Raw genomic sequence first — 24996 nt, forward strand, 5'->3', positions numbered from 1 at the left:
ATGGAGGGAACAACACAAATCTTAAGACGCTTTATTGGTTCAACCATTATTCTTTCCATCCTTCTCTTAATTTTCAATTTTATTCTGTTCGCTACCTGGGTATCCAAAGGGATGAACGATGTAAACTCTCCAAGTGCTGTTGTTCAAAACGTAGCAGAAAGTTTGCATTCATTGCCCAATTCCTATTCTTTAGATTCATCCTCAGTGAAACTTTTGAAACAGAATAATGGATGGGCAATGCTGATTGACAATACAGGACACGTAGCATGGAATTATATGCTTCCCGAAGAACTAAATAAAACATATTCTTTAGTCGACGTGGCAAAATTTACTCGTTACTACTTGATGGATTATCCTGTTTTTGTGTGGGAACATGATAAAGGGTTGGTAGTTGTCGGATATCCAAAAAAAGGTATGACAAAATACCAGCATATACTTCCTACAAGCTGGGTATCTTCTTTGCCGCTGCGAATTACTTCTTTACTAGTTGGAAATATTGCACTAGCATTACTTTTTTCTCTTTTCATCGGCTCCAGATTGATTCGATCTATCCATCCGCTAACTCAGGGTATTCAAGATCTTGCTGAAGATAAAAATATATATGTAGAGCCAAAAGGAGTCTTAGCCAATCTTGCACAAAGTGTAAACCGTACCTCAGCTTTATTAAAACAAAAAAACGATAGTTTGCAAACCAGAGACGAAGCTCGTTCAAACTGGATTGCAGGTATTTCACATGATATTCGAACTCCTCTTTCTATGGTACTTGGATATGCAAGTAATCTGGAGGAAAATAATGATCTTCCAACAGAACAAAGACGGCAAGCAGGTATCATACGCCAGCAGGCAGAAAAACTGCGCTCTCTTATTAGCGACTTAAATCTGGTTTCAATGCTGGAATATGAAATGCAGCCTCTTAATAAAAAGCCCATTCGCCTATCAGTATTAGCAAGACAAATCGCTTCTGAATTCCTGAACAGCGGATTAGATGAACATTTTATACTGGAAGTAGAAATTTTAGATGAAAACGCACAGGTTAATGGAGATGAGCAGCTATTAACACGAGCCATTACTAATCTGATACAAAACAGCATTAAACATAATCCTGGAGGTTGCCTGATACTGTTACAAATATCCTTTGATGCAGACAATAACACTTGTAGTTTCATCGTAGATGATAAAGGCAAGGGAATTCCTCAAAATGAACTTCCTGATCTATTGGAATTGCCCTTTTCTTCTAAAAGAAAACGTCCTCGACAGAATGGGCATGGGTTGGGACTACCAATGGTTGCAAGAATTGCAAAAGCGCATAAGGGACATTTGATTTTATCCAGCGATACAAGTAGTGGGCTGAAAGCAGAAATTATATTGCCATCTATAAAGATTGGTTAAGGTATAAAGGATGTACTCAATGAAGATAAATATCAGTCTTTCGTCAATTTTAAATAACAAACTAACGGTAATTAGCTTGATTTAGCACTTTTTACTTGTGAAATGACGAGAATCGTGATTGTCACATATAAAAGGTTATGAGAGACGCCGAAGAGCAAATGCTGAACCACCTTAAGAAAGACGTTTTATGACATTGTGTTGCCATAATTACAGTCTTCATTATATTTTATTTTTATTATGAATAACATGTATCATCACAACCAACGGGATAAAAATTCTTAAACAAATTGCCTTTTTAGAAAGCAAGCAAAGGGAGCATCTCTTACCCCCTGAAGCGCTTATTAGCCAAATGACTATTCAAAATACTGTTCTAGAGAATACAAGTTGGTATGCTCAGATTTTTTAGAATAAATATTACTTCTTTAATTTTCCTATCATGTATTCCAAGGGTATTTTCAATACTAGATAACGATGTTTACAATAGTAAACCTCCTAATAAAATAATATCTGTTTTATGGCATATAAAAAAGGCTAAGTTGAGGTTATAACTGACCTGCAATTTAGCCTTTTCATTATAAATTTCTTTAAACAGCTATACCTAACTACTTATTAATTAAATTTGATTCCACCAGCAAGTTCCTTATAGCCTGCGCCGCTTCTGCATAGGTTAAACTTGCCTTTGGTGAAATTTTAGTTTCTGTTGTACCATTAAAGACATGTGATGATAATACTTCCTTAACATATGTTGCTGCCCATTCACTTACCTGACTGTAGTCAGTGTAGTTCTGATAACGATTTTCATCACTCCCTACAAGTTTCGTAATCTTCATGGCTCTTTTGTACATAGCCATGGCTTCTTCTCTTGTAATCTGGTTATCTCCTCTAAATGTACCATCAGCGTATCCTGAAACAACTCCATACTCATTTGCTATTAATATTGCTAAGGTTCTTTCCCCTGTAGCAGTTACATCTTTAAAATTATTCTTATGGGTTGAGCCTTCTCTATACAACCCCAATCCTCTAACAATATACTCTGCAAAATCTGCTCTTGTTATAGCTTTATCTGGCTCAAAAGTCTCTGAATTAAAAATAACTAATCTGGAAGCCATATCGTTTACTGCATCTTTTGACCAATGATTTTCAACAGACCTTACAGTTATTGGATTCCAAATGACTGAATAATCGGAGTTGGTAAGTGAATTCAGCTTTGCATACCATTTACCACCTTTTTGATATACTTCTGTGGGGACATGGCTATAGGTACCATCTACATTAAATACAATACCTGTTGTAATTTTACTAGGGTCAACACCAGATGGAATCTCCATAACTCTTTCTACATAGTTACTAAACTTATTGATTGAGTGCTCTTTAGTTGTTCCGTCAATGTTTGTGGTCTTTGCTGTAATTTCAAATTGCACTGGTGAAAATACCAGTTCTGCACCATTTGTCTTTGCAACCTCGTTGTACTTTTCAACAACCTTTTCATCCAGCTTAGTGATTTTCACTTCCACCTTAATGTCAGCAAGAGCTTTTTCCTGTATTCCAAGGTTTGCTGCTACTTTGCTTATTGTGAATTCAGCCGCAGGAATTATGTATTCTACGTTATCACGTTTTACGGATACATCAAATGTGTTCTCCTCCAGTTTTTTAACAATATCGCCAGTAAGTTCAACTTTAGCCACTTCAGATTTTGTATCAGCTACTGGAACTTGAATAACATTGCCTAACCCAGTGGTATTTGTTTTAATGGCTTCATCAATTTTATTATCAATAGCTTTATTATCAATAGCTACTGTTACTGTTGATTTTCCGTCTTCAGTTTTCTGTGTTTCTTTTCCTGCATTTTGCTCTTTACCATTCACAACAACAACTGTATTTTGGCTTGTAACCTGACTTGGCTGGGTTGTTGTGGCAGAGCTGCCGCTACCGCCGCTGCTACCGCTAGATGCAGAGGTTACTGTTACCTTTACTTTGTAATAATTTACAATTAATGTATCCTCTGCTGTCACCTTTATAATAAAGAAATCCCCATTACTAATTGCCTGATTGGCATAAGCTGTATCCGACGCAAAGCCTGCTGTTGAAGCACCTGATGCATACTTCACTACTTTCACCGTTGCATTAGTATTGTTCTTTTCAAACAGCGTGATGAAGCTACCTGTATTGCTAGTGTCTGCAGCCTTTGCTGCTGTTATGGTCACAGTACCCCCTGTTACAGAACCCAACGTTGAACTTGGCGTACCTAGGCTTGTCACTGTCTGCCCCTTAATCGTTGAAGATATTTTCAGTGTTGCATCGTTGCTTGCTACTGTCCCCGTAATAACCACTTCTACTGTTGCAGTGTAGTCATTGGGATTTGCATAACCTGATGGAATTGATCCCAAGATTGCTGTGAAGGTATAGCTACCTGCTACTGCTGGATTATATCCATCTGTATCTACCCATGCAGTTACTGGTACTGTTACTGCACCTGCGTTGGCAGTTACATTTTCAAGTAGTGCTGCTTGCACCTCTGCTACACTTGCATAAGTCGCACTTCCTGCTGTTCCTGCGCTTACGTTTGATATTGCATCAAAGCCTGTAATTTCTAGATCTTCCGGTTCTGACACTACCACTTCCACTGTTGCTGTATAGTCATTTGGATTTGCATAGCCTGATGGAATTGCTCCCAAGATTGCTGTGAAGGTATAGCTACCTGCTACTGCTGGATTATATCCATCTGCATCTACCCATGCAGTTACTGGTACTGTCACTGCACCTGCGTTGGCAGTTACATTTTCATGTAGTGCTGCTTGTACCTCTGCTACACTTGAATAAGTTGCACCTCCTGCTGTTCCTGCGCTTACGTTTGATATTGCATCAAAGCCTGTAATTTCTACATCTTCCGGTGCTGACACTACCACTTCCACTGTTGCTGTATAGTCATTTGGATTTGCATAGCCTGATGGAATTGCTCCCAAGATTGCTGTGAAGGTATAGCTACCTGCTACTGCTGGATTATATCCATCTGTATCTACCCATGCAGTTACTGGTACTGTCACTGCACCTGCGTTGGCAGTTACATTTTCATGTAGTGCTGCTTGTACCTCTGCTACACTTGAATAAGTTGCACTTCCTGCTGTTCCTGCGCTTACGTTTGATATTGCATCAAATCCTGTAATTTCTACATCTTCCGGTGCTGACACTACCACTTCCACTGTTGCTGTGTAGTCATTTGGATTTGCATAGCCTGATGGAATTGCTCCCAAGGTTGCTGTGAAGGTATAGCTACCTGCTACTGCTGGATTATATCCATCTGTATCTACCCATGCAGTTACTGGTACTGTCACTGCACCTGCGTTGGCAGTTACATTTTCATGTAGTGCTGCTTGTACCTCTGCTACACTTGAATAAGTTGCACTTCCTGCTGTTCCTGCGCTTACGTTTGATATTGCATCAAAGCCTGTAATTTCTACATCTTCCGGCGCTAATGTGCCTAAACCAAAATCGTCACTTGTTCCAGTCAAGCTACTGATTTTCTTCAACTCACCATGTAACATTACCAGCATAAAGTTACCAGATGAATCAACAACAAATTCCCTTTCGTCTTCATAGCCCCCCACTTCGACTAAAGCTGGAATAATTGTTTTTGTACCTTTAAACCATCCGCTTCCATAGTCAGCCATCGCAAAAAAATAGTTCTCCGACCAGTCTGCTGAAAATGAATGCATTAATAAATACTTCTTTGAGTTAACAACATATACACCTATCGGGCTAGTCATTCTAACATTATCATAATTTACTTGTGTACTCTGCCAACTGCCAGACTTATTTGTGTTCAGGTAAGAAGTAGTATTTTGAAATGCATAAGATTCATCATACGATTCTTCATAATAAGCGAAGTATAAGGAATTGGAACTATCACTTACTAAAGGAGTATAATAGTAGTTTTTCCCTTGTGAAACAGCATCAATCAGCTTTTGTGCCGTAGGGAAATTGGTCTCTCCTATGGTCTTTTTAGTATAATAATAATTGCCAAAACAATCATTTTGATTATCTTCTTTGACATAAGAAACATGAACTATGTTATTTCCATCGATTACGATACCAGGGTTATGAATTTCATCGATACCACCGCTCGCACCCACAACAACAGTACTAGTAACCCAAGAACCAGAACGATTAGTTGCATATTTTAAATAATATCCAGTAGAATCCGAATAAAGATATACCATATGTGCAAAACCTTCAGAATCCACCGCAATTGACGGGTCATCGAAGTTTTTCCCCCCGCTCGGGTCGCTATAAGCCTCTATTTCTGCAAACGTCCAACTCGATCCATTGTATAATCCATATTTTACACCTCTAAGGCTGGTTACACCTGAACCGATATTATGCCTAAAAGCTATATGCAGTTTATTATTTGAATCAACCGCTAAATCAAGATCATCGGAAAAACCTGTATCCCCCGTATTAGCTGTCGTTATACTTGGTAAAGGGCTCCAACTTGTACCATTCCATTCTTTAACAGCTATTTCGGTACCACTTACCTTATGGGTAAGGTAAATAGTCCCATCAGGATCAACCGCCAATTTGTTAAACGCCCAGGTATTCTGAGAATATGTATGAATTAAATCTTCCTTAACCTCTAAAAGAAAAGGGTATGTATCCATATTTGAAAATAAACCGGTTCTTGTATCTATTATCCCAGACTGAAATTCTAATATCCAATTTCCACCTTGTGCCGCAGAACCTGTCTCATCCTCTGATGCCGCCACATCTGCGTCTGTAATTCGTGCTACATTTTCTACAAACTGTTTGCCTAATCCCCCAGAAGCAACATCGCAGCCATATAAAAGAAGATCCCCATTTTCCTTCAAACTTTGTCCAATAATATCAAGTTTTTCTAAATAGCTTCCCATGGTTTGAGAATTCAACACAGCAGTTCCAACACTTATTTCACCGGCACCTCCATGGGAAATAATGTGGATGGCATCTAAATCATTCTTATTTTTTAGGTACTCTGCCATTTGTTCTATTCCATCCTTCTTGCCATCCAGTACCACAACCCGAACCCCTTCTGGAATCGAATCCATCAGCATTTTGTAGTCCTCAAGTGCATCGTCTACGAACACAATTTCGTCCACAAATGCACCGTAGGCTGCAATGCTACCTGACGTCAGTAAAACGATTACCATTAACATAATTAATGGTAATCTCATTGTAATTTGTTTGAAACAAGTCATCATGATATCAGCCCCTTCTTATGATATTACTAGTATTTGCGAAAATATTCTATAAGCTAAAGTTCCTTTGTTTTCGTACAACCAGTAAGATTATGTATAACTCCCCTTCCTTTTACGGCTGGCATTTAACTAAATTGAAAGATTGCATGCGTCCTGTTAGCGTGAATCCTTGCAAAAGTATAATTTGGACCCTTGTCACTATGCAACTTACAAAATTTTAGTTATGAATCCCTTCCTTGATTTAAACTGCCCTACTGGGTTTTCAAAACAGACCCAAGCCGACGTCCGAATGATAATTTTGAACGACTTGATGATAATTCTAGCGCTAATTATATCATATTTTAGTATTAATTGTCAGCACATTTCTTGCATGATAATTTTACTTTAGATTCTAAACCAGACTTAAATTTTCCAAAAATTTATCCTCACAGACCCTTATTTTTCAATCAGCTTCTTAACAGTTGTTCATCATAAATATTAATTTGCTCCAACTCTCCATTTAGAAATCCCGCCATTGCAGCAATCCTCTGTTTCAAACCCTCATGCTAGGAATATTCCGGTAACACATTCTGCTTTTCTTCCCTTAATCGGTATATCTCATCCGCAATATCATTATATTCTACTGTCCCATTTGTCCTTTGTAGCAGTTCCTTTTGTAGGCTTTCCAGCTTAGCATGATATTTTCCGCTGATGTTGCATCTTCCTGTTGTAAAACACATTCAATGTTCCCCTGCAACATTCTGAAATCATTCTTCATAGTGATCTAGGATACCAATTTACCTCTTGGGCTTTTGTATTTTTACTATAAATCACATCATGTGGTTCAAAATATGAGCAAAGCCGAATGTCTCTATGAAACGAATAGGCTACAATAAACTGGGCAGTTATTTTAAGGAAATGTAATATTATCTTATTAAACCAAAGGGGCACTAATCATGACCGAATCAAGGAGACCACGTCGAACTTATACCCCTGAGTTTAAAAGCCAACGTTGCTCTCTATTAAAATAGTAAAAGGAAATGCGACATAACTAAGAATATGATATTTCCGCTTCTCTGTTGGATAAATGGATAGTCCAATCTAGCTGTGCGATTACGTGAATTGGTTTAGCAATCATAGAATTCATTCTTCTTTGTGATATTTGGCACCGTATGTATACAAGCAAATTTCCAACATGGTTAACATAAATACTAGCTATATTAATACTTATTTATTTTTAAATATTCTACATCGCTCACCTAGTTTACTTTCAAACTCATCACTTCTATACATAGAGAATCAGTAACTTTATCTACTAATCATAACATAAAGCCGTCATTTCTGGACATATTTACACTATAGAATAATTTTTTTCAACCACATTAGATATTGTAGTTTCAAGAATACTAAATTACATTGCGATAAATGAGGTAAAACCATGACATTTGAAGACCTATATAATAGACTTTTGAAGGCTGCTGTTAATAGTAAAATGCCTGAAGAATTAAACTTAATAGAGAATGAGGGCTATGATCCTCATCATTTAGACTGCCTTATAAATCCATACAAGCATGAGGTGGTTCTTCGTACAGGTCAATGCAATTGTACCCCAGAGGAGAAAGATGAATGTAAGGGAAAATGTTTGTTTGATGCACTGTTTATAAATCCTGATGGAAATATCGATATTAACGGCGAGAATTGCGTTGGTTGCGGGGATTGCGTTAAAAATTGTAAAAAAGCAAACATGATTGAGAGCAAGGATTCCTTGGCAATGTTAGAAGCACTTTATAATGCCAATAGGCCCGTATATGCAATGATTGCACCTGCATTTGTAAACCAGTACTCAGATGAGATCACTCCAGGCAAATTGCGTGCTGCATTTAAAAGAATCGGCTTTACTGGAATGGTAGAAGTTGCTCTGTTTGCTGATATCTTGACCCTGAAGGAAGCGTTAGAGTTTGATAGAAATATTAAGACGGAAGAGGATTTTCAGTTAACGAGTTGCTGCTGCCCTATGTGGATTGCTATGATCAGAAAGGTATATTCTCAGCTGGTTTCTCATGTCCCTGCGGCTGTTTCACCCATGGTAGCTTGTGGACGTTCCATAAAGGAACTTTATCCCGGAGCAATAACGGTTTTTATCGGCCCATGTATGGCAAAAAAGGCAGAAGCAAAGGAAAAGGATGTTAGAGATTCTACGGATTTTGTCTTAACATTTAAAGAGATTCAAGATATCTTTGACTTTGCAGGACTTAATCTAAAAGAAATGAAAGAAGATGAACGGGACCATTCTTCTAAGGCAGGCAGAATTTATGCGGGAACAGGCGGTGTCAGTGAAGCGGTGCGTGAAGCCGTAGAGCGCATTAATCCAACCAGAGAGATTACTGTAAAAACACGACATGCAGATGGAGTTGCGGGATGCAAGAAGATGCTCAATGATATTCTCGCAGGAGCAGGCAATGCCAACTTCTATGAAGGAATGGGCTGTGTTGGTGGTTGCGTAGGGGGCCCAAAAGCGTTAATTCCGAAAGAAGAAGGGAAGGAAAGTGTTCGTCGATATGGAGAAGAAGCAATTTACAAAACTCCATTTGATAGTCCTTACGTAGTTAAAATGTTGCATGAACTAGGGTTAGAAACCGTGGATAGTTTGCTTGAGGAAAGAGATATTTTTATAAGGAAATGGTAAAGAAATATGCAGTGAAAAAATCACTGCGTATTTCTTTAGCTACTTTTAAATAGATGTCTGATTAATAATGGGATTCTTATTTGGAGTCGCTTAACTTTGTAAGCGTCAAAATATTGAACCCATCTTGATATTCATATTCGACAGTATCCATGGACTTTTTCACCATAAAAATGCCCAGACCACCAATATTCCGCTCCTCGGCAGAAAGGCTGGTATTCGGATCGGGCTTCTCAGTGGGGTCATAGGGGCTGCCGTTATCGGCAAAACGCAGGGTAATGCAACCATCCTTTGCAGTTACGCCCACAGTGGCATCGTCGGCACCTGAGTACCGAGCAATGTTGGAGAATATCTCATCCACTGCGATGTTCATTTGAACAATCACCTTCAAGGGAATGCCTGCTTTCTCCAACTCCTGTTCCACAAAGGCAGTGACCTGTTCAATAGACTCAAGGGTGGGAGTCAGCTTCAGCTTTTTCATGGCCGGACCGTTTTGGGGCATCAACTCCAGACCCAGCATGGTAATGTCGTCAAACTGGGGTGCCTCCCCTACAAAAGTGTCGATTTCCTCTTTCATGCGGCACAGCAGAGTTTCGCAACCCGTATCCTTGTTGCGGTTTAATGCATCCAACATTCTATTGGTACCGTATAGTTCATTATAGGCGTTGGTTGCCTCAGCCACGCCGTCTGTGTAGAGAAACATCCTGTCCCCGGGTTCCATTTGAATCTCATATTCCTTATAGCGGGTGCCTTCCATTCCTGCCAACACAAAACCGTGCTTGTCCTTAATGAGTGCATAGTCTCCGCCTGCACGTTTGAGTACAGGATATTCGTGACCAGCATTGGCGCAGGTCAATCTACCGGTGGAAATTTCCAAAATGCCTAACCAAACCGTAACGAACATCTCTGCCTCGTTGTTCATGCAGAGCTGATTATTGACTTTCTCCAGCACGGCTTTGGGCGAGAGACCCGTCTGTGCTACGTTTTTCAGGAGTGTCTTGGCAATCACCATAAACAGAGCCGCTGGCACTCCCTTGCCGGACACGTCAGCCATCACCATGGCAAGCCTATCGTCATCCACAAGGAAGAAATCATAGAAGTCACCCCCCACCTCCTTGGCAGGCGTCATAGTGGCATAGATATCTAACTCCGTTCGATCGGGAAATGCCGGGAAGATACAAGGCAGCATACTGGCCTGTATGTGCTTGGCCACGTCCAGCTCTGCCCCGATACGTTCCTTTTCGGCAGTAACTGCGGTGAGGTTCTCAATATAGCCGTTTATGTCACATTCCATCTGCTTGATGGCACCACAAAGGCTTTCCACCTCGTCTCCTGTATGAATATTAAGTTGTTCAATGGAGGACTGCCCCTTCCCATCGCATTCCTTATCGGAAACGTAGGAAGCCGCCGCGCTTGCCAAACGGTTAACAGGACATACCAGCGCACGGTTAACCACCCAGATGAAAAGTAGGATTAAAGCCAAGGTCGCGACCAATAAAATGAGGCAAAGCCGAATCAGATAGTCGTATCGGTCACGCATCACACGATTCATGGAAATATCTACAAAGACATGGGCAACAACTTGTCCATCCTGATTCAGAACGGCGGCACCTGCCGAGCAGAGCCAGCCAAATTTTTCTGTGTTGCTAATATATGAAGGGAAACCATCTTCCGGATGGGACATCACCTCATAATTCTCAGGAAAGATGCTTTCCCATGTTCCGGTGGGACAGGCTTTTTCTGATGTATCCGCATCCAATATATAAATCCCTGTCATCGTTTTGGGATCCATATAGGAGATATAAAGGGAAAGGACGTCGTTGGACTCTTTCACCTTCTCCATTGTTTTGAAAAGCTGCCAATAACCTTCATCCTTGATCCCGTCATACTGTGCCAAATATTCCTGTTTCCCTTGGGTATCAGAAAACTCGGGGGATGGATGTTGGGAATAGATGTCCATGACTGCCTTGGTGTAGGTCTCCACCTTTCCGGAATCAACCACTCTTGCGGCAGTTTTCGCAACATTCATGGACAGCGTCTGATAATGGGTATCCATCGTAACCGAGTAGACGTGGTAGCTGACTAAAACCGCCGTTACCGTCAGAACAAAGGCCAAAATCAGTGTGGCGCAGACGGCCTTTTGCCCCAGGGATAGTTTCAGTTTCATCTCGACCCTCCTTTATATTTTGACAACCAGAGTGTTAAATCCCTGATATCGCCGATAAAAAAACTCCTTTGCCTTTTCCCGAACTACCAGTACACCCATGGCATCCATATCATAATTGTCACCATCATTCACTTTCTCCGTCTGCAGGGAGAAAGGATTAAAGGATACGGCGTTATCCCTGAGATGCAACGCAAACATACCGTCCTCCTGGGCAACCACTGTAAGCTGGATATAGCCGTTGGCGTTGTCAAAAGCTTTCGTCTTAATGGCCGTGCAAAGTTCCTCCACCGCCATAGTCACAAAATATCTCTGTTTCACATTTGCATCCCAGCGCTCACAGAACCTGTTTAGCTCTTCAATCAAGGGCGCAAGTTCCTCTTTCTTGCTTTGGATTGTTCTCGTGCATATCCGTGTGGCGTCGAAACCCATCTGTGCTTTTCTTCGTAATTTGTGCCATAGGAGAAAAATAAACAACGACAGACATTCCGTCACAGGAAATAGCCACCAAAAGGCGGAAATCCCCATTACCGACATCAGCAGTGTAACAGGAATCAATACAACTCCGCCACGCAAAGTGGCTAGTATCAAGGAATTTTTTTCCTCGCCACAAGCTTGATAATAACCTTCCAGCAGAATGCTCACTCCGGCAAAGCCTGTGCTCAGACAAAAGATCCGTAGAGCATAGACACCCATATCCATGGTGGCTGAATCCGTCAGGCCAAACAAGTGACAGACCATATGGGGAAATAACACGACCAACAGCATCGCCGTCGAACCCACCGCCGTTCCCCAGCAGAGCCCTAGTTTCAGCGTCCGCCTCTTCCCTGTGTCGTTATGCTCTCCGCAGAATGTACTTACTAAGGGCTGTGAGGCTTTTGCTGTTCCATCATAAAGGTAAAGAATAAGGAAGGAGGCATTCTGCACCATATCAAAAACTGCAACACCCAAATCTCCGGAAAGGCGAAGCAATACATTGTTCGAAATTAAAAGAAACAGCATAGAGAACAAATATTGTACCGAGGAGGAAAATCCTATCCGTAAGCAGGCGAATGTTCCTTTGAAATCTGGTCGAAACGGAAAAATTTGAAGAGCACCTGATCTGCATCCAAGACCCGGCAGGTAGAGGTAGATAGAAATAATCTGACCGCAGACAGTTGCCCATGCCGCACCTGCTGCCCCAAAGTCCATTATTAGCACGAACACTATGTTGAGGGCAATATCACTGAGATTTCCCACCGTAAAGCCGAAGCTTGCCAACCGTTGATTGTCGTCATTGCGTAAATAATAATTAGAAATATAGCTGATAAAAAAAATTGGCATTCCCAATAGAATAATTTGTACATAAGTATGGCTGACAGCATACAGAGCTCCGTCCGCCGCCGTTGTCCCCAGCACAGCCAGCAACTGGGTCAAAAACAAAATTCCTATCGCTGACAACAGCATGCTGATGCATATAGCCACTCCAAGCAGTCCTTGAAACCCCCTTACCCCTTCCTCCTTTTTGCCATTTGCCAACAGTGTGGAAAAGCGGATAGAACCTCCGATTCCAAAACCATGCATCAACACATTAATCACCATAAAAACCGGCAGTGCCAGACTGATTGCTGCAAGACCGGTCACACCCATGCGCTGGCCCACCACAATGGCATCTGCCATGTCCCCCACCGCCAAACCAACGGCGGAGATAAGAGCGGGGGCAAACTGTCTACGAAACATTTTACTTGTGAAATAATCCCTCACTTCATGTTTCATCCTTATTTTGCCCTCCCCTCATACTGTTTTATCTGTCCATCAGGGCGCATTAAGCGCTTCATATTCCGTAGACCCTCAATGCCCAAGTCCTCCTCTGCATTGATTTGTGTGTATGCATCGGACAAGGAGCAGGCAAGTGCATGCCGGGTATAAACAGACAGGCCAGACAGACGGCTTTTTTCCTTGGAAAGACTAAAATCAAAAGAACTAGGGGAAAGAGGATAACCCGCAACTATGGCGTAGGGTTCCCCATCCACAGAAGCTACAACACCTTGCACATCAAGGGCGTCCCACTCCAAAAGAAGACGTTCCGATGCGGCCATATCCTCCAGCCCCTCGGGTCCGTCCGTTTGCCGATGCCACGCACGGCTGATGATTAGGGCATCACTAATGTTTTTTGAGCAAAGAGGCTCCCAGCTCACCCTATGTAATTTTTCCACACGTCGGATATCCTTCCTTAGTCCAGAAAAACGGCTTCCATACAGTGATACTTGCTCTGCTCTGTGGTATAGGTACTCATGGTCGGATTCTTTTTCTGTAATTTGAAAACGACCAGGAAATTCCCTCTCTAAAAAAGCTGTATCCTCCTCCCGCAAATAGCATAGGCGTAAGTCTTTTTCCAACAGCAATTCTTCCACCCCTCGGCGAACCAAATGATCCTCCCCGCAAGGGAAAAACCATGCGTTCTCACCTCGCCAGCGGCATCTCACCGCAAACATACCATCCTCAAGATGGATGCTCAATCCCATACCCTCCTGCCAGATATAGAGGGTGGCAAAGGCATGGGAAGCCGCTGTATGATGGCATTTCATGCGAATCCCATCCACAGAGGCTTTCATTTTCAATGTAATCTGTTGTGTATCCATCATTATAATTCCTTTACTTGTTCTGCCTCAATAAAGCCACCTTGCACCGGGAAACGATGATCCCTTGTGTTTTCATCTGTCTGAAGCACACCACCTACTAAACCATACTGCTTATCCTGTATTTGATAGATGCACTCATAGCCATAAAAGGCACGCAGTATGAGGTCGGCTTCCACCGTAGACATATGCTCAGTAATGGGATAGTCACTCTCCATGGGACAAGACCAATACTCACCCTTACCTTGGGGAACTGCCTGCCCCCAAAGCAGGTCAAACTCCGTTACCAGACGTTTCATCATGTCGGGTAACAGTGCCAGTTGTTTTGCAGTCAGTGTTCGCAGATTTTCCTTTGGTGCCACGGGCACTCTTTCTTGCAATAAAATGTCTCCCTCATCAAATTCCTTTGTTATTTTATGTACAGTCACACCGCTTTCTGTAAGACCCCGTAGGATAGTCGCCGGCATAGGCCACGCGCCGCGACCTATGGGCAGCAAGGAATGGTGGATATTCACCATAGGCAAGGAGTCGTCCACAGGGATACGGTGATAATATCCGCCACAGACCACGACATCACAGCCATTTTTTTTAAGACGGACTATGTCCTCCCTTTTGATTTTCCCTACAGTAAGAGGAATTTTATGCTCTCTTGCGAAAGCACACACCTGCAAATTAAATTCTGTCTCATTATCGGTTTCGCAGGTAAACACTTCCATGATCTCACAGTTCCCAGCCAGCGAGAGTAGTGCGGGATAGAGCATGTCAATACCTATATAGGCTATTTTCATGGTTGCCTATTCAATCGTAAGGATGTCCGTAAACCCTGTTACTTCGAACACCTCAAGAATGATTTCGTTAACATGGCGAATCACCATTTTACCTTGCTTGTTCATCACCTTCTGGGCGGAGAGGAGCACCCGTAAACCGGCGGAAGATATGTACTCTAACTCTGAAAAATCCATAATGAGGGAATCCACATTGTCCAATGAAGTCTTTAGCTCAGCCTCCAGATGGGGTGCTGTGGTGGTATCCAGACGACCGACCAGTGTCACAGTCAGCTCGGTTGCATTTAAAGCCTTGTCAATAGTCATTTTCTTTTCCTCCAAATTTAATTTATTCAAACAGTCATTTTTCCCTTGCCAATGGAATGCTCTCCGAAAAGTTTGCATGATATCTCTATGCCATCCTGTATGTCCATCCGTATCCATTAGTTTTAAGGCATCTTCAAAAAATAGCGCCTCCATAATGAATCCTTGATTTGGGGTATTTGTCCTTCATTGTTTATAGGTGGGTTATTCCCCCACCTTTTCTCTCTAAAGCGTTTTGATGCTCTTTATTGGAAGATACCCGCTGTCCAGAAAAATGGCATCCGTTTTTTCAATATAACCCTCGTTGAAATAAAGGCATTTGGCTTTATCCTCGCCCAGCTGATCCCCAGTGATGGCAAGACCCAAGGCACGGCAACCGCCTATGCAGAATTTCCACCAGTGGCAGTGTTGGCACTTCTCATTATGCTTGGCAAGCTGCCCAACACAAGTACATACTTCATCCAGATATGCTCCTTCGGAAAGCAGCTTTTTGAGTTCCTTCTCTTTGACGTTGCCAAGCCGAATGCCATGCTTATCAAAATAGCCCGACATTTGAAGGCAAGGTATCAGTTCGCCGGACGCGTTTACGCCTACCATTTTTCGGTTGCCACCGCAGACAGGCAATGAATCACGATACTCGCCCTCACCACAAGAGACGGGGCGATAGTGATACCGCTGCATTGTTGGGAAAACGTCCAAAAACTGCCATATCCTCATTTGCATGCGGTGTTCCTTTGCAACGTAGCCATGGGTAAAGACCAGCATGGCGTCGTAGTAATCCTCGAAGCTCAGGCACGCACCGCCCTCACACAGTTCGGCGCTGTTTTGCAACCAACGGGGTGCTTCGCTCGTGCGGATGATTCGCATTTCACTTACACCCAGCTGGTCCAGCAGTTCAGCAGTGGGCAATATAGTAGCAAGATTTAGACGATGAACGTTGGTCTGCACCTTTACACGAAATCCTTTTTCAATACATAGCCGAATGGCTGTAAGAGTCGTTTCCTCCGCACCCTTGTGCCCTCTCAGCCAATCGTGATGCCCCAGTCCATCAAAGGAAATTTTCATCAGAGGGTTGCATCCAAAGGATTTCATCTCTTCAAGCACAGCCGCTGTAATAAAACTACCGTTGGTATTAAGTTCCTCTACATACATCCCCCGCTGATAAATACCCCATAGGATTTCCATAAAATGAGGATGCAGCATGGGTTCACCGCCGGTAATGGTGAATGCATTCACACCGCAGGCTTGGGCATGGTCCATGAGGCGGGTGCAATCGTCCCAAGAGAATTCCTCCCCCAGGGACGAATTGTCCGCCGCATTGAAGCAATGAAGGCACTTGTAATTGCACTTGGCGGTGATTTCCCAGTTCATGGAAGGGAAATAGCGATTTTCGCATAATATCAGCCTCTGCCAATCGTTTAAAACCGCGTTCTCTCCGCAAGGAGCACACAGATTGCATGACAACATCCTTTGCAAAAGCTCGCTGTCTGCCAACTCCTGCCTACCATCACACCGAAGTAATAGCAAAAATTCCTCCTGTGTAAGACCTACCGCATCCCGCTGCCCCTTTATGTAATAGGCGTAGGGTGCCATCATCCACGAGCGCAGGGCAATATTGGAGTTTAGGATGTAATGATTTTGTCTTTTCATATCTTTCGTGTGCCTCCTTTCGGATTTTGTTTGTGTTGTAATCATAAACATAAGTACCTACGCTGAGTAATAGCCAGCTATGGCTTTTTACAATAGTGGCTAGCATATGCGTTTTTTTCTTATTTAAAAAGATTATGGAATTTACAGTAATCACACTGGTATCTCGTACCAGCTTCATAAAATTTGTGTAAAGGACGTCCGCATTCGCCGCATATCTTGTCTGGATCAGTATCATTACAACCACCTGTTACATTATCCAACTCCTCGTCGCTCAGCAATCCGCCTTGAGGGTGCAAGAATGCATAATATTCTGCTGCTTCCTCCGCAGTAATCGCAATGTCATTTTCCTTTGCCAAATTGAAAAGCTTAGCAGCAGATTCGATTTCCTTTGCTTTTTCCTTTAATTTCAACATAAATTCATCTTTCATAATTTTACATCTCCTTTTTTTAGTTTTTGTATATGGATTTGTTACGATTCGTACATTTTTGATGCCATGAATTTGCTCTAAAACGTAACGTAATCTCGGTAATATGATAAGGTTTCGCCAAAGGTCGGTTAACGATTGTCATTACTGTCCCATTGTTCAACTCCCCATCATGCACTTAGCAATATGAGGATAGGAAAAAAAATAGCTTTACATACACACTTCCTTTTTGATAGTAAAAGCGCATTTTATTCATTGTACTTTCTCCTCTAAAATCATCTATGTACCAATGCTTTCGTTACTGTTAAAAAGCAATTTCAGCCACAGTTCTGGGAGAATGGGTTTGACTTCCGTTCCGTAGGTTTGATAGGCTCTGCCGAACCCAGCATATCCTTGTTTTGATTTTCTAAAACCCCTACCTGATTTACCATCCCACCGGCCACTTGATCCAGTTCCTCGTCGGTGAGAGCATTTCCCTGTTTCTGTAAATCCTTGTTGTCATCCATCATAATTACCTCCTTTAAATTTTTTGTTAGAATAATGTGGTTTTTCCCACGAATTCCGTGTCGTCTAGTCTTTGACGTTCAACCAACTGAGCAAAGCAGCCGTCCTTGGCGATGAGCTCGTCATAACTGCCGTCCTCTATAACCTTCCCGTAATCCAGCACGATGATGCGGTCACACCCCTTGATGGTGGATAGTCGGTGGGCGATGACGATGCGGGTGCATTTCAGTTTTGCCAACGAATCTACCACGGTCTTCTGTGTCAGGTTATCCAGAGCAGAGGTCGCCTCATCGAACATAAGGATGCGGGGTTTCGATGCCACTGCGCGAGCAATCATCAACCGCTGGCGCTGCCCACCAGAAATACCGCCGCTGCCCTCCGAAATCATTGTGTGCATTCCCATGGGCATATCTCGAATGTCTTGGGCGATGCCGGCCAGTTCCGCCGCCTCCCATGCCTCGTCCATTGTAAGCCACGGTGCGGTGATGGTGATATTTGAGAATATATCCCCTGAGAAAAGCTTACCATTTTGCATAACCACACCGATTCGCCGTCGCAGAGATTTGAGATCTACCGTGGCAAGGTCTTTGCCGTCATAGTAGATAGATCCCTTTTGGGGTGTTTCAAATCCCAACATCAGTCGCATGAGGGTGGATTTTCCACAGCCGGTCTTTCCTACCAGAGCAACATACTGCCCAGGGCGTATTTTAATTGACAGGTTGTCCACTATAAGCGGCATGCTATCAATATAACGAAAAGAAACATTGTCGAGTTCAATTCCTCCTGAAATACGGGTTAGCACCTTTTTGCCGTTGGAAACCTCCGGTACCGTCTCCAAAATAGGCTTTACCATTTCGAACATAGGCTTAATATTTGCCGCCGTCAAGGCAATACCGGAGAGGGAAAGAAATGCGCCGCTCACCATGCCATAGGCTATGTTGAATGCGAAATAGTCTGCCACAGACACCCCTGTTTTTACCGCCGTATAGTAAAGCGCAATAGTACCCACCAATGAAATGCCAGTAGAGATAACCGTGTTCAGTTTTAGATACATAGGAGGATCGTAGATGAGGCTTGCCTTTTGGCGGTAGAGTTCCGCCCACTTGGAAAAGGCACGTTTCTCTGCACCGGAGAGCTTAAGCTTTTGCACACCGCTGATGAAAGAATAGATAAGCCCCGATTCCTTAGCTCCCAGCTTCATCATCCGTTGAGAGCGCTTCATCTGCATCAAAGTGGAGAAAATTGTGAATACCACCGTCAGCAGTGTAATGACGATTGCAGGAACAACCAGTGACGGAGCATAATTGAATACCTGTGCAAGATACACCAAAGAGAACACCGAGGTGAGTCCAGTGGTCAAAATGGCGCTGCCCAACATACTGCTCAGACTGTTGATGCTTTGGATGCGAGCAGAAAGCTCGCCTGCGCTGTATTCCTTAAAAAATTCCACCGGAAGGGACAGCACCCGCATCATGGAAGCCGCCTGAACCGTCGAACCGATTTTTGTTTGAAGCTGATCCACGACAATGTTTTTCACCGTACCGATAAGCAGACCTGCCACACCCGTTGCCGTCAACATCACCGTTACCGCTAGAAATAGCCGCATATCACCGTTTTCAATAACGCTGGAGAAAATTATATTATTGAGCTTCGGCCCTAGCATCCCAATAAGGGTGACCGCCAATGTTGCAATACCTACCATGGTGTAGTCTGCAGGCGAAAGAGCCCGGGCGATATATAAAAGCAGATCACGGATGCCCAGCTTTTTCAGCGGCAGCGGCTTATAGAAGCAGACAGCCTCTACCTCAAGCAATGTCGCTGTTTCCTTGTTTAGCTTCACGGTTTTGCCCCTCTCGTGATCGAAAAAAGCGTAGCCCGAAAGTCCATGGGGTAGCAGGGCAACCACACCGCCGTTTTTGAGGGTTCCCAAAAAAGGTCCCACCGCATCGCAATACCATGTGCCCTCCAAATTTACCACTCGCCGCATGACACCTGAAGGGCGCAACAAATATTCCAACTGCTCGTTAATATCGGTTAATTCTGCTGGCAGTTCTGAGGACTTGATGCGATAAAATCTCAAAATTTCGTCCACGGCATTTTTTGTTTTCTGGCAGTCATCCATCAAAATACGGGTCATTCCCCGTCCCATGACCACCCCCGCCATGGAGGCAAAGACATCCGCAAAGGCGTCGTCATCGGCACGGATGCGCTGTTTTATTTGTTCATCAAACCACCCCATGGCTCTCGCCCTCCTTTCATTCGCTGGCAACCAGCGAGGTATATATCCCACTCTTAGCATAAAGCTCGTTGTGGGTTCCACGCTCAACCACCTTACCCTTTTCCATAACTACAATCTCGTCGCAGTCTCGGATGGTGGAAAGCCGATGGGCGATGACAATGCAGGTAATGCCGCGGTTCTTGATGGCATTGACCACCTCGAATTCGGTTTTAGCGTCCAGAGCTGAGGTGGCCTCATCCATAATAATAATGGTAGGATCTTGAGCCAAAACTCTGGCAATTTCCAACCTCTGGCGTTGTCCGCCTGATAAGTCCTTACCACCTTCCATCAGCCTGTAGGAGTAGCCGCCATTCCTTCCCATGATGTCCTCGTGGAGGTTGGCATCTCGAGCGGCCATAATGGCCTCGAAGTCCTCAATGGAGGTGTCCCACATTTTAATGTTATTGCTAATGGTGTCCTCAAAAAGAATGATGTCCTGATCCACCACCGCCACCGAACCTGTAAAAATGCTGTGATTGATGTCTCTAATCGCCTTGCCGTCGAACAAAATCTCACCGCTCCAGGGCTGATAAAGCCCTGAAATCAGCTTGCTAATGGTACTCTTACCACACCCGGAAGTTCCGACAAATGCTACCCGACTTCCAGGTTTTAGGTGTAGATCAAAATGTTCAATGAGGGGGGTACCCAATCGGGAATAGCCAAAGGTCACGTCCTTCATCACCACCTCACCGGAAAGCTTACCGTATTCGGAGGTTTCGTGGGAATTGTTGAAATAGTTCACATCAGTTGGGTACTCCATTACGTCCTCTGTACGCTCCATGTTGGTGCGCATTTCCTGAAGGGTCTGTCCTGCTGCAATGAGAGACTGTGCCGGATCGGTGAAACCACCCAAAAAGCCCTGGAACGCAAAGATCATGCCTACGGTAAACTGCCCCTGTATGGTTAGGTACACACCCAACATCAGCACGGCGGTGGAGGTGAGGGAAGCAATCAAAGTGGGAACCAAACCCCAAAAATGGTTGACGTTTGCAAACTTCACTGTCTGGGCATTCACTCCTGCCTGATAACCTGCCCATCTTTCAAAAAAACCGTTTTCTGCACCGCTGGCCTTGATGGTCTCAATCATCTCAATGCCAGCCACCGTAGAGCCAGCTAGTTTGCCGGCGTCCCGCATCTGCACACGAGTGGCGTTAATCCGCTTTTGAGAAATAATCCGCGCCATAAATAAATTAACAATAATGGATGCTAGGCCCACCGCCGTGAGCAAAACGCTATATCGCAGCATGGCTATAAAGTAAAACACCATCATGCCCGTTTGGAGTACCAACGGTGCAAAAGTAGAAATTAGTGCGCTTGCAATACCCTCATTTAGGCTCTGACGCATGGCAATGTCCCCCGCCATCCGCTGGGAGAAAAACTCCATGGGCATCCGCAACACATGCCACAAAAACGATGCGTTAGCAACGATGGCCAGCTTGCCATTCAGTTTTAGCGTATAGACTGCCTGCACCCACGCCACGATCAGCGTCACGGCGGTCATTAGGGAGAGTCCCAGCAGGAAGGGATAAAACCACTGGGGGTTCTGCCCCGTGAGCAGTCTGTCCAAGAACACACGGGAAAAAACAGGATTGATGATACCGATCAATGAGGTGATCGCCGTGGTAAGTATCACAAAGGACACTGCCGTTCCTGTACCCACCATGCGCTTTTTGATAAAACTCCAGGTGCTCTTGGGTTTTCCATTCGAAACGAAATCTTCACTTGGCTCGAAAAAGATACATATACCGGTGAAGGATTTATCAAACTGCTCCATTGAGACAAGGTATGCCCCTTTAGCAGGATCGTTTAAATATGCTTTGCCGCCCTTGAATCCGTCCAGAACCACAAAGTGATTAAAGTTCCAATGTATAATGCAGGGAAAACAGCCGCTTTCTCTGAGTTGCTGGGGTTCATAGCGGTAACCTTGAGCATTCAACCCATAGTTTCGTGCCGCTTTAAGGATATTGGAAGCTTTGGAGCCATCCCGTGAGACACCGCAGTCTGCACGTACCTGTTCCAGGGGCACCCACTTACCGAAATAGGCCAGAACCATGCACAGACTTGCCGCACCACACTCCAGTGCCTCCAGTTGCATCACAACGGGTACCTTCGCATGCCCATTTTTAATTGGTTTTTTGAGCTTCTTCTTTTTTCCTGACATACGCCACCTCAATTCAACACAAACGAGATAGGCGAAATGGATTCTGTGATTATCACAGCCATATATGCGCCATCAGGGACGGAAATGTCCACATTCATCAAAACCACCCAGTCTCCCATTTTCAATCCACTCAGATAAAGGGCGTAGGCATCGAAATCATCGGTAATTTCCATAGGTGCGGAAGCCACCGCCGTGATGGTGCCCACACTGCTAACCACTTTCACTTCCATGCCGGGGGTGATGGCCTTTGCCTCCTCAACGGAAACGTAGCAGTCGGCCTTATTCCCCTGTACTACCATCACTCCATGCTTTGTGGAAGTGAGCGTACCAAACACACCCCAGACGCAAACACCGATAAGCAGAATAATTACCGCTCCTAAAATCAGCCACACGCTGGGGCGGGAAACCTTTATGTATTCATTGAGTTGTTCGGGTGAGGACACCCGCTCCAAGCTTGATTTTCGAAAAATATTGTTACCGCTCATGCTATGATCTCCTTTAAGTGGTCAACTGTGTAGAAATTTGTTCATCTTTCAATTTGATAATGTAGCATCCCAGTCAGTCCACTCTCTGGAGAGGGACGGGACAGGTCAAGGGGCAAATCGTGTCCTTACAGTCGTTTCTCCCGCCCCATTCTCCAATTCCTCATCAGAGCGTTTGGCTACTTCAAAATTTAGCTTTATATAGTAGTCCTCAGCTTCCTCAAGAGGTTAGGTTCACACCATTTTGCTTCACCAGCGCCAACTAAGGTTGTTATAATACCTCCTTTTAGCAAGTAATTTTTCTTTGGGTGAATTTCAAGATTACTTAGTATCCCAATGCTCTCGTAGATGTAAGAGCTACAAGCAGCACAGCTTTTACCCATGCAAAAAACACCTTTAAATCCCTCCCTACTTGCGTGTGCGCTAATTGGCAAACCGCATCGTTTTTAGCTCTAATGTGGGCAGACATGATACGAAGAAACCACCAGACGCCCGTCAGGACTGCGGCATCCACCACATGCACCTTGTGGGAAGGCGATTATCCGATGCAGATACCTTACTTACAGCTTAGTGAACATTGCAAAATGGGTTGTATCTCGGGGATTTTCAGAGGAATCTTTCCTGTATTTTTTCCTTCATTTTTTGTTTGCAGTAGTACATATCATCATCCGCCTTAGATACCAGCAGCTCCGGATCACATGGGTCTTGGGAAAACGCTTGCCCCATCGCAACGCTGCAAAAATAGGTCTGATTACGGTTATAGTTATCCATATAGCCGTCAAACATTTTGGCACAGCGTTTCAATGTCTCCTTCGTGCTTCGGGAGAGCACCAGCACGAATTCGTCCCCGCCGACACGGTAGCATTTGGCATGTTGCGCCTGAGCGCAAACTAGCCGCAATACATCAGCCAATCGCCGCAATAATACATCTCCCGCTGCATGGCGGTATTTATCATTCGTGGCTTTTAAGTTGTTGAGATCAAAGTAGAGGATTCCTAGTCCAGGTACATTCACATACTCTCGCTCCAGATCCATTTTGAAGCAATTGCGGTTCAAAAGACCGGTTAGGGCATCATAGATGGCTTCCTTGGTCAGGCTGGTCATTTCATCCCTATTCTTTGCCAGAACAGTTTGCAGCATGGAAATTTCCTGCACTGTCTCATAATTTAAGTGCATCACATCGTCGATCATGTTAATGTTGCCCGCCCGATAGAGGACGCCATCCCTACGAAAAACGAGGTGCTTTACCTTCATCCAACGTTTGCTGTTTGGCTCATAATAGTCCCAAACATAGACGCCATCCTGTTCAGAGAGTCTGGGGCAGAAGGGGCACGGTGTTTCTCGTCTTAGCAATACCTTCCAGCAAAGCTCTCCCACACAGGGTGTTTTTAGAGCGTCCGTAAAAAAGCGATTCACCCAGACGATTTCCTTGCTCTCCTCTTTCATGACATACATTCCCTCGGCGCATCGAAGTAACTCTTCATACCATTCGTTTGTCATCTTAACGCCCCCTTTCTCTGATTTATATCCAGTGTAGCGATTTATGGTAATGCCTTAATAGGTTGGCTATTCGTAGATTTTGCGGCAGAATACGCAGATTGTTTTCAGACATACCTTGATGCAATCGTGTATACGATGATAATACTTTACTGCAATTTACTCCTCCCACATTTTCAGTACGTCGCCGCCATAAATGTTAATGGTTTTGCCGTCTATGCTCTTGGTAACACTCACAATTGTCTTGCATTTGTCAATTCCGCATAACCCATGTAATAGGTGTCGGTGGTGGAGTACTGTCTTGAAGATGAGTTCCTGTTCCATGCAAGCAGAAGTGCACGTTCTCTGTAGAGGCAATCTCTCTATGCCGTGACCGTTTTCGGTGGCAAGTGCCTGCAGCCACTTTCTGTCATTAGTACTGTCGTCATAAATTGCAACATGCATTGGCAACTCCCTCTTTTGTTTGAAATGCGATCTAACCGTTCTTCTTCCTTAGCCGAAACTGCCAGCGGTGTCAGAGTCATGCGTACGGAGAGCCAAAAACTTGAAAGTCTTTTTCTCATCTTGTTTCTATATCTCTATTTTGTTATCTTTTTTGGCCAATAGCATACGCCCACATCTAGGACACGGGGCTTGTCAAGATGAAAGTCAGCGTACTGGCAGTACCAGCACTGCCGCAGTCCCTCGGGAGTATCGGCTCTTGGCTGAAAAGCAAGGCAAACCTGCTTTGGCCACACGTTACCCTCGGTATTAGGGACCTTCAGCGGCGCATCCTCGCGTCTGGGCTTTTCCATTCCATCACGCTCCTTTCGGCAAGAATACAGTGATATTTTTTCAAATGCTTTGGATG

The 24996-nt window shown here is 43.9% G+C and carries 17 protein-coding genes and 1 pseudogene; 3 read left to right on the forward strand and 15 right to left on the reverse strand.

The features are described 5' to 3' along the window. A complete protein-coding gene (locus CPRO_RS08335) occupies positions 1-1389 on the forward strand; it encodes a sensor histidine kinase (RefSeq protein WP_066050280.1) in 1389 nt (462 codons plus the stop codon). 602 nt (positions 1390-1991) lie between these two features. Here CPRO_RS08335 and CPRO_RS08340 read toward each other — a convergent pair. Then, on the reverse strand, positions 1992-6620 hold the full coding sequence (locus CPRO_RS08340) for a DUF4347 domain-containing protein (RefSeq protein WP_066050284.1): 4629 nt from the start codon (positions 6618-6620) through the stop codon (positions 1992-1994). Between the two features lie 542 nt (positions 6621-7162). Further along, positions 7163-7336: a hypothetical protein gene (locus CPRO_RS15315; protein ID WP_157881651.1), complete on the reverse strand. Its 174-nt coding sequence runs from the start codon at positions 7334-7336 to the stop codon at positions 7163-7165. Positions 7337-7552: 216 nt separating this feature from the next. Here CPRO_RS15315 and CPRO_RS15775 point away from each other — a divergent pair. After that, a pseudogene (locus tag CPRO_RS15775) lies at positions 7553-7699 on the forward strand (transposase); the annotation flags it as partial. A 335-nt stretch (positions 7700-8034) separates the two neighbouring features. Beyond that, positions 8035-9282, forward strand: a complete 1248-nt coding sequence (locus tag CPRO_RS08345) for a [Fe-Fe] hydrogenase large subunit C-terminal domain-containing protein (protein WP_066050288.1) — start codon at positions 8035-8037, stop codon at positions 9280-9282. A 76-nt stretch (positions 9283-9358) separates the two neighbouring features. Here CPRO_RS08345 and CPRO_RS16040 read toward each other — a convergent pair whose 3' ends face one another. The 13 genes from CPRO_RS16040 to CPRO_RS08415 form a co-directional block, all read right to left on the reverse strand. After that, positions 9359-11446 carry an ATP-binding SpoIIE family protein phosphatase gene (locus tag CPRO_RS16040; protein ID WP_066050290.1) on the reverse strand — a complete coding sequence of 696 codons (2088 nt, stop codon included), beginning with the start codon at positions 11444-11446 and terminating at the stop codon, positions 9359-9361. 12 nt (positions 11447-11458) lie between these two features. Beyond that, complete coding sequence (locus CPRO_RS08355; protein WP_066050293.1) at positions 11459-13198, reverse strand: MATE family efflux transporter; 1740 nt, start codon at positions 13196-13198, stop codon at positions 11459-11461. 2 nt (positions 13199-13200) lie between these two features. Continuing rightward, on the reverse strand, positions 13201-14064 hold the full coding sequence (locus CPRO_RS08360) for a DUF2156 domain-containing protein (protein WP_159430679.1): 864 nt from the start codon (positions 14062-14064) through the stop codon (positions 13201-13203). 2 nt (positions 14065-14066) lie between these two features. After that, positions 14067-14849: a formyl transferase gene (locus CPRO_RS08365; RefSeq protein ID WP_082754289.1), complete on the reverse strand. Its 783-nt coding sequence runs from the start codon at positions 14847-14849 to the stop codon at positions 14067-14069. Positions 14850-14855: 6 nt separating this feature from the next. After that, entirely contained in the window at positions 14856-15305 is a 450-nt protein-coding gene (locus CPRO_RS08370; protein WP_330383821.1) for an STAS domain-containing protein, read from the reverse strand. Between the two features lie 69 nt (positions 15306-15374). Next, positions 15375-16799: a radical SAM/SPASM domain-containing protein gene (locus tag CPRO_RS08375; RefSeq protein WP_066050302.1), complete on the reverse strand. Its 1425-nt coding sequence runs from the start codon at positions 16797-16799 to the stop codon at positions 15375-15377. Positions 16800-16918: 119 nt separating this feature from the next. After that, positions 16919-17227 carry a hypothetical protein gene (locus tag CPRO_RS08380; protein ID WP_066050305.1) on the reverse strand — a complete coding sequence of 103 codons (309 nt, stop codon included), beginning with the start codon at positions 17225-17227 and terminating at the stop codon, positions 16919-16921. Positions 17228-17541: 314 nt separating this feature from the next. Beyond that, positions 17542-17730 carry a hypothetical protein gene (locus CPRO_RS08385; protein ID WP_066050310.1) on the reverse strand — a complete coding sequence of 63 codons (189 nt, stop codon included), beginning with the start codon at positions 17728-17730 and terminating at the stop codon, positions 17542-17544. A 26-nt stretch (positions 17731-17756) separates the two neighbouring features. Further along, positions 17757-19967 (reverse strand): NHLP bacteriocin export ABC transporter permease/ATPase subunit, encoded by a 2211-nt coding sequence (locus CPRO_RS08390; RefSeq protein WP_066050313.1) that lies wholly within the window; start codon positions 19965-19967, stop codon positions 17757-17759. Positions 19968-19983: 16 nt separating this feature from the next. Further along, positions 19984-22167, reverse strand: coding sequence for an NHLP family bacteriocin export ABC transporter peptidase/permease/ATPase subunit (locus tag CPRO_RS08395; protein ID WP_066050316.1), 2184 nt, complete (start codon positions 22165-22167; stop codon positions 19984-19986). A gap of 8 nt (positions 22168-22175) precedes the next feature. Continuing rightward, positions 22176-22652, reverse strand: coding sequence for a hypothetical protein (locus CPRO_RS08400; protein WP_066050319.1), 477 nt, complete (start codon positions 22650-22652; stop codon positions 22176-22178). Between the two features lie 603 nt (positions 22653-23255). Beyond that, a complete protein-coding gene (locus CPRO_RS08410; protein WP_066050325.1) occupies positions 23256-24149 on the reverse strand; it encodes a GGDEF domain-containing protein in 894 nt (297 codons plus the stop codon). A 156-nt stretch (positions 24150-24305) separates the two neighbouring features. Then, a complete protein-coding gene (locus tag CPRO_RS08415) occupies positions 24306-24590 on the reverse strand; it encodes a hypothetical protein (protein ID WP_066050328.1) in 285 nt (94 codons plus the stop codon). Between the last annotated feature and the right edge of the window lie 406 nt (positions 24591-24996).

The organism is Anaerotignum propionicum DSM 1682 (assembly GCF_001561955.1).
Lineage (GTDB): Bacteria > Bacillota > Clostridia > Lachnospirales > Anaerotignaceae > Chakrabartyella > Chakrabartyella propionicum.

Excerpts from the sequence above, each read along its gene's own strand:
- CPRO_RS08335 (WP_066050280.1), top strand. The coding sequence starts at position 1 with ATGGAGGGAACAACACAAATCTTAAGACGCTTTATTGGTTCAACCATT.
- CPRO_RS08340 (WP_066050284.1), bottom strand. The coding sequence starts at position 6,620 with ATGATGACTTGTTTCAAACAAATTACAATGAGATTACCATTAATTATG.
- CPRO_RS15315 (WP_157881651.1), bottom strand. The coding sequence starts at position 7,336 with ATGTGTTTTACAACAGGAAGATGCAACATCAGCGGAAAATATCATGCT.
- CPRO_RS08345 (WP_066050288.1), top strand. The coding sequence starts at position 8,035 with ATGACATTTGAAGACCTATATAATAGACTTTTGAAGGCTGCTGTTAAT.
- CPRO_RS16040 (WP_066050290.1), bottom strand. The coding sequence starts at position 11,446 with ATGAAACTGAAACTATCCCTGGGGCAAAAGGCCGTCTGCGCCACACTG.
- CPRO_RS08355 (WP_066050293.1), bottom strand. The coding sequence starts at position 13,198 with ATGAAACATGAAGTGAGGGATTATTTCACAAGTAAAATGTTTCGTAGA.
- CPRO_RS08360 (WP_159430679.1), bottom strand. The coding sequence starts at position 14,064 with ATGGATACACAACAGATTACATTGAAAATGAAAGCCTCTGTGGATGGG.
- CPRO_RS08365 (WP_082754289.1), bottom strand. The coding sequence starts at position 14,849 with ATGAAAATAGCCTATATAGGTATTGACATGCTCTATCCCGCACTACTC.
- CPRO_RS08370 (WP_330383821.1), bottom strand. The coding sequence starts at position 15,305 with ATGGAGGCGCTATTTTTTGAAGATGCCTTAAAACTAATGGATACGGAT.
- CPRO_RS08375 (WP_066050302.1), bottom strand. The coding sequence starts at position 16,799 with ATGAAAAGACAAAATCATTACATCCTAAACTCCAATATTGCCCTGCGC.
- CPRO_RS08380 (WP_066050305.1), bottom strand. The coding sequence starts at position 17,227 with ATGAAAGATGAATTTATGTTGAAATTAAAGGAAAAAGCAAAGGAAATC.
- CPRO_RS08385 (WP_066050310.1), bottom strand. The coding sequence starts at position 17,730 with ATGGATGACAACAAGGATTTACAGAAACAGGGAAATGCTCTCACCGAC.
- CPRO_RS08390 (WP_066050313.1), bottom strand. The coding sequence starts at position 19,967 with ATGGGGTGGTTTGATGAACAAATAAAACAGCGCATCCGTGCCGATGAC.
- CPRO_RS08395 (WP_066050316.1), bottom strand. The coding sequence starts at position 22,167 with ATGTCAGGAAAAAAGAAGAAGCTCAAAAAACCAATTAAAAATGGGCAT.
- CPRO_RS08400 (WP_066050319.1), bottom strand. The coding sequence starts at position 22,652 with ATGAGCGGTAACAATATTTTTCGAAAATCAAGCTTGGAGCGGGTGTCC.
- CPRO_RS08410 (WP_066050325.1), bottom strand. The coding sequence starts at position 24,149 with ATGACAAACGAATGGTATGAAGAGTTACTTCGATGCGCCGAGGGAATG.
- CPRO_RS08415 (WP_066050328.1), bottom strand. The coding sequence starts at position 24,590 with ATGCATGTTGCAATTTATGACGACAGTACTAATGACAGAAAGTGGCTG.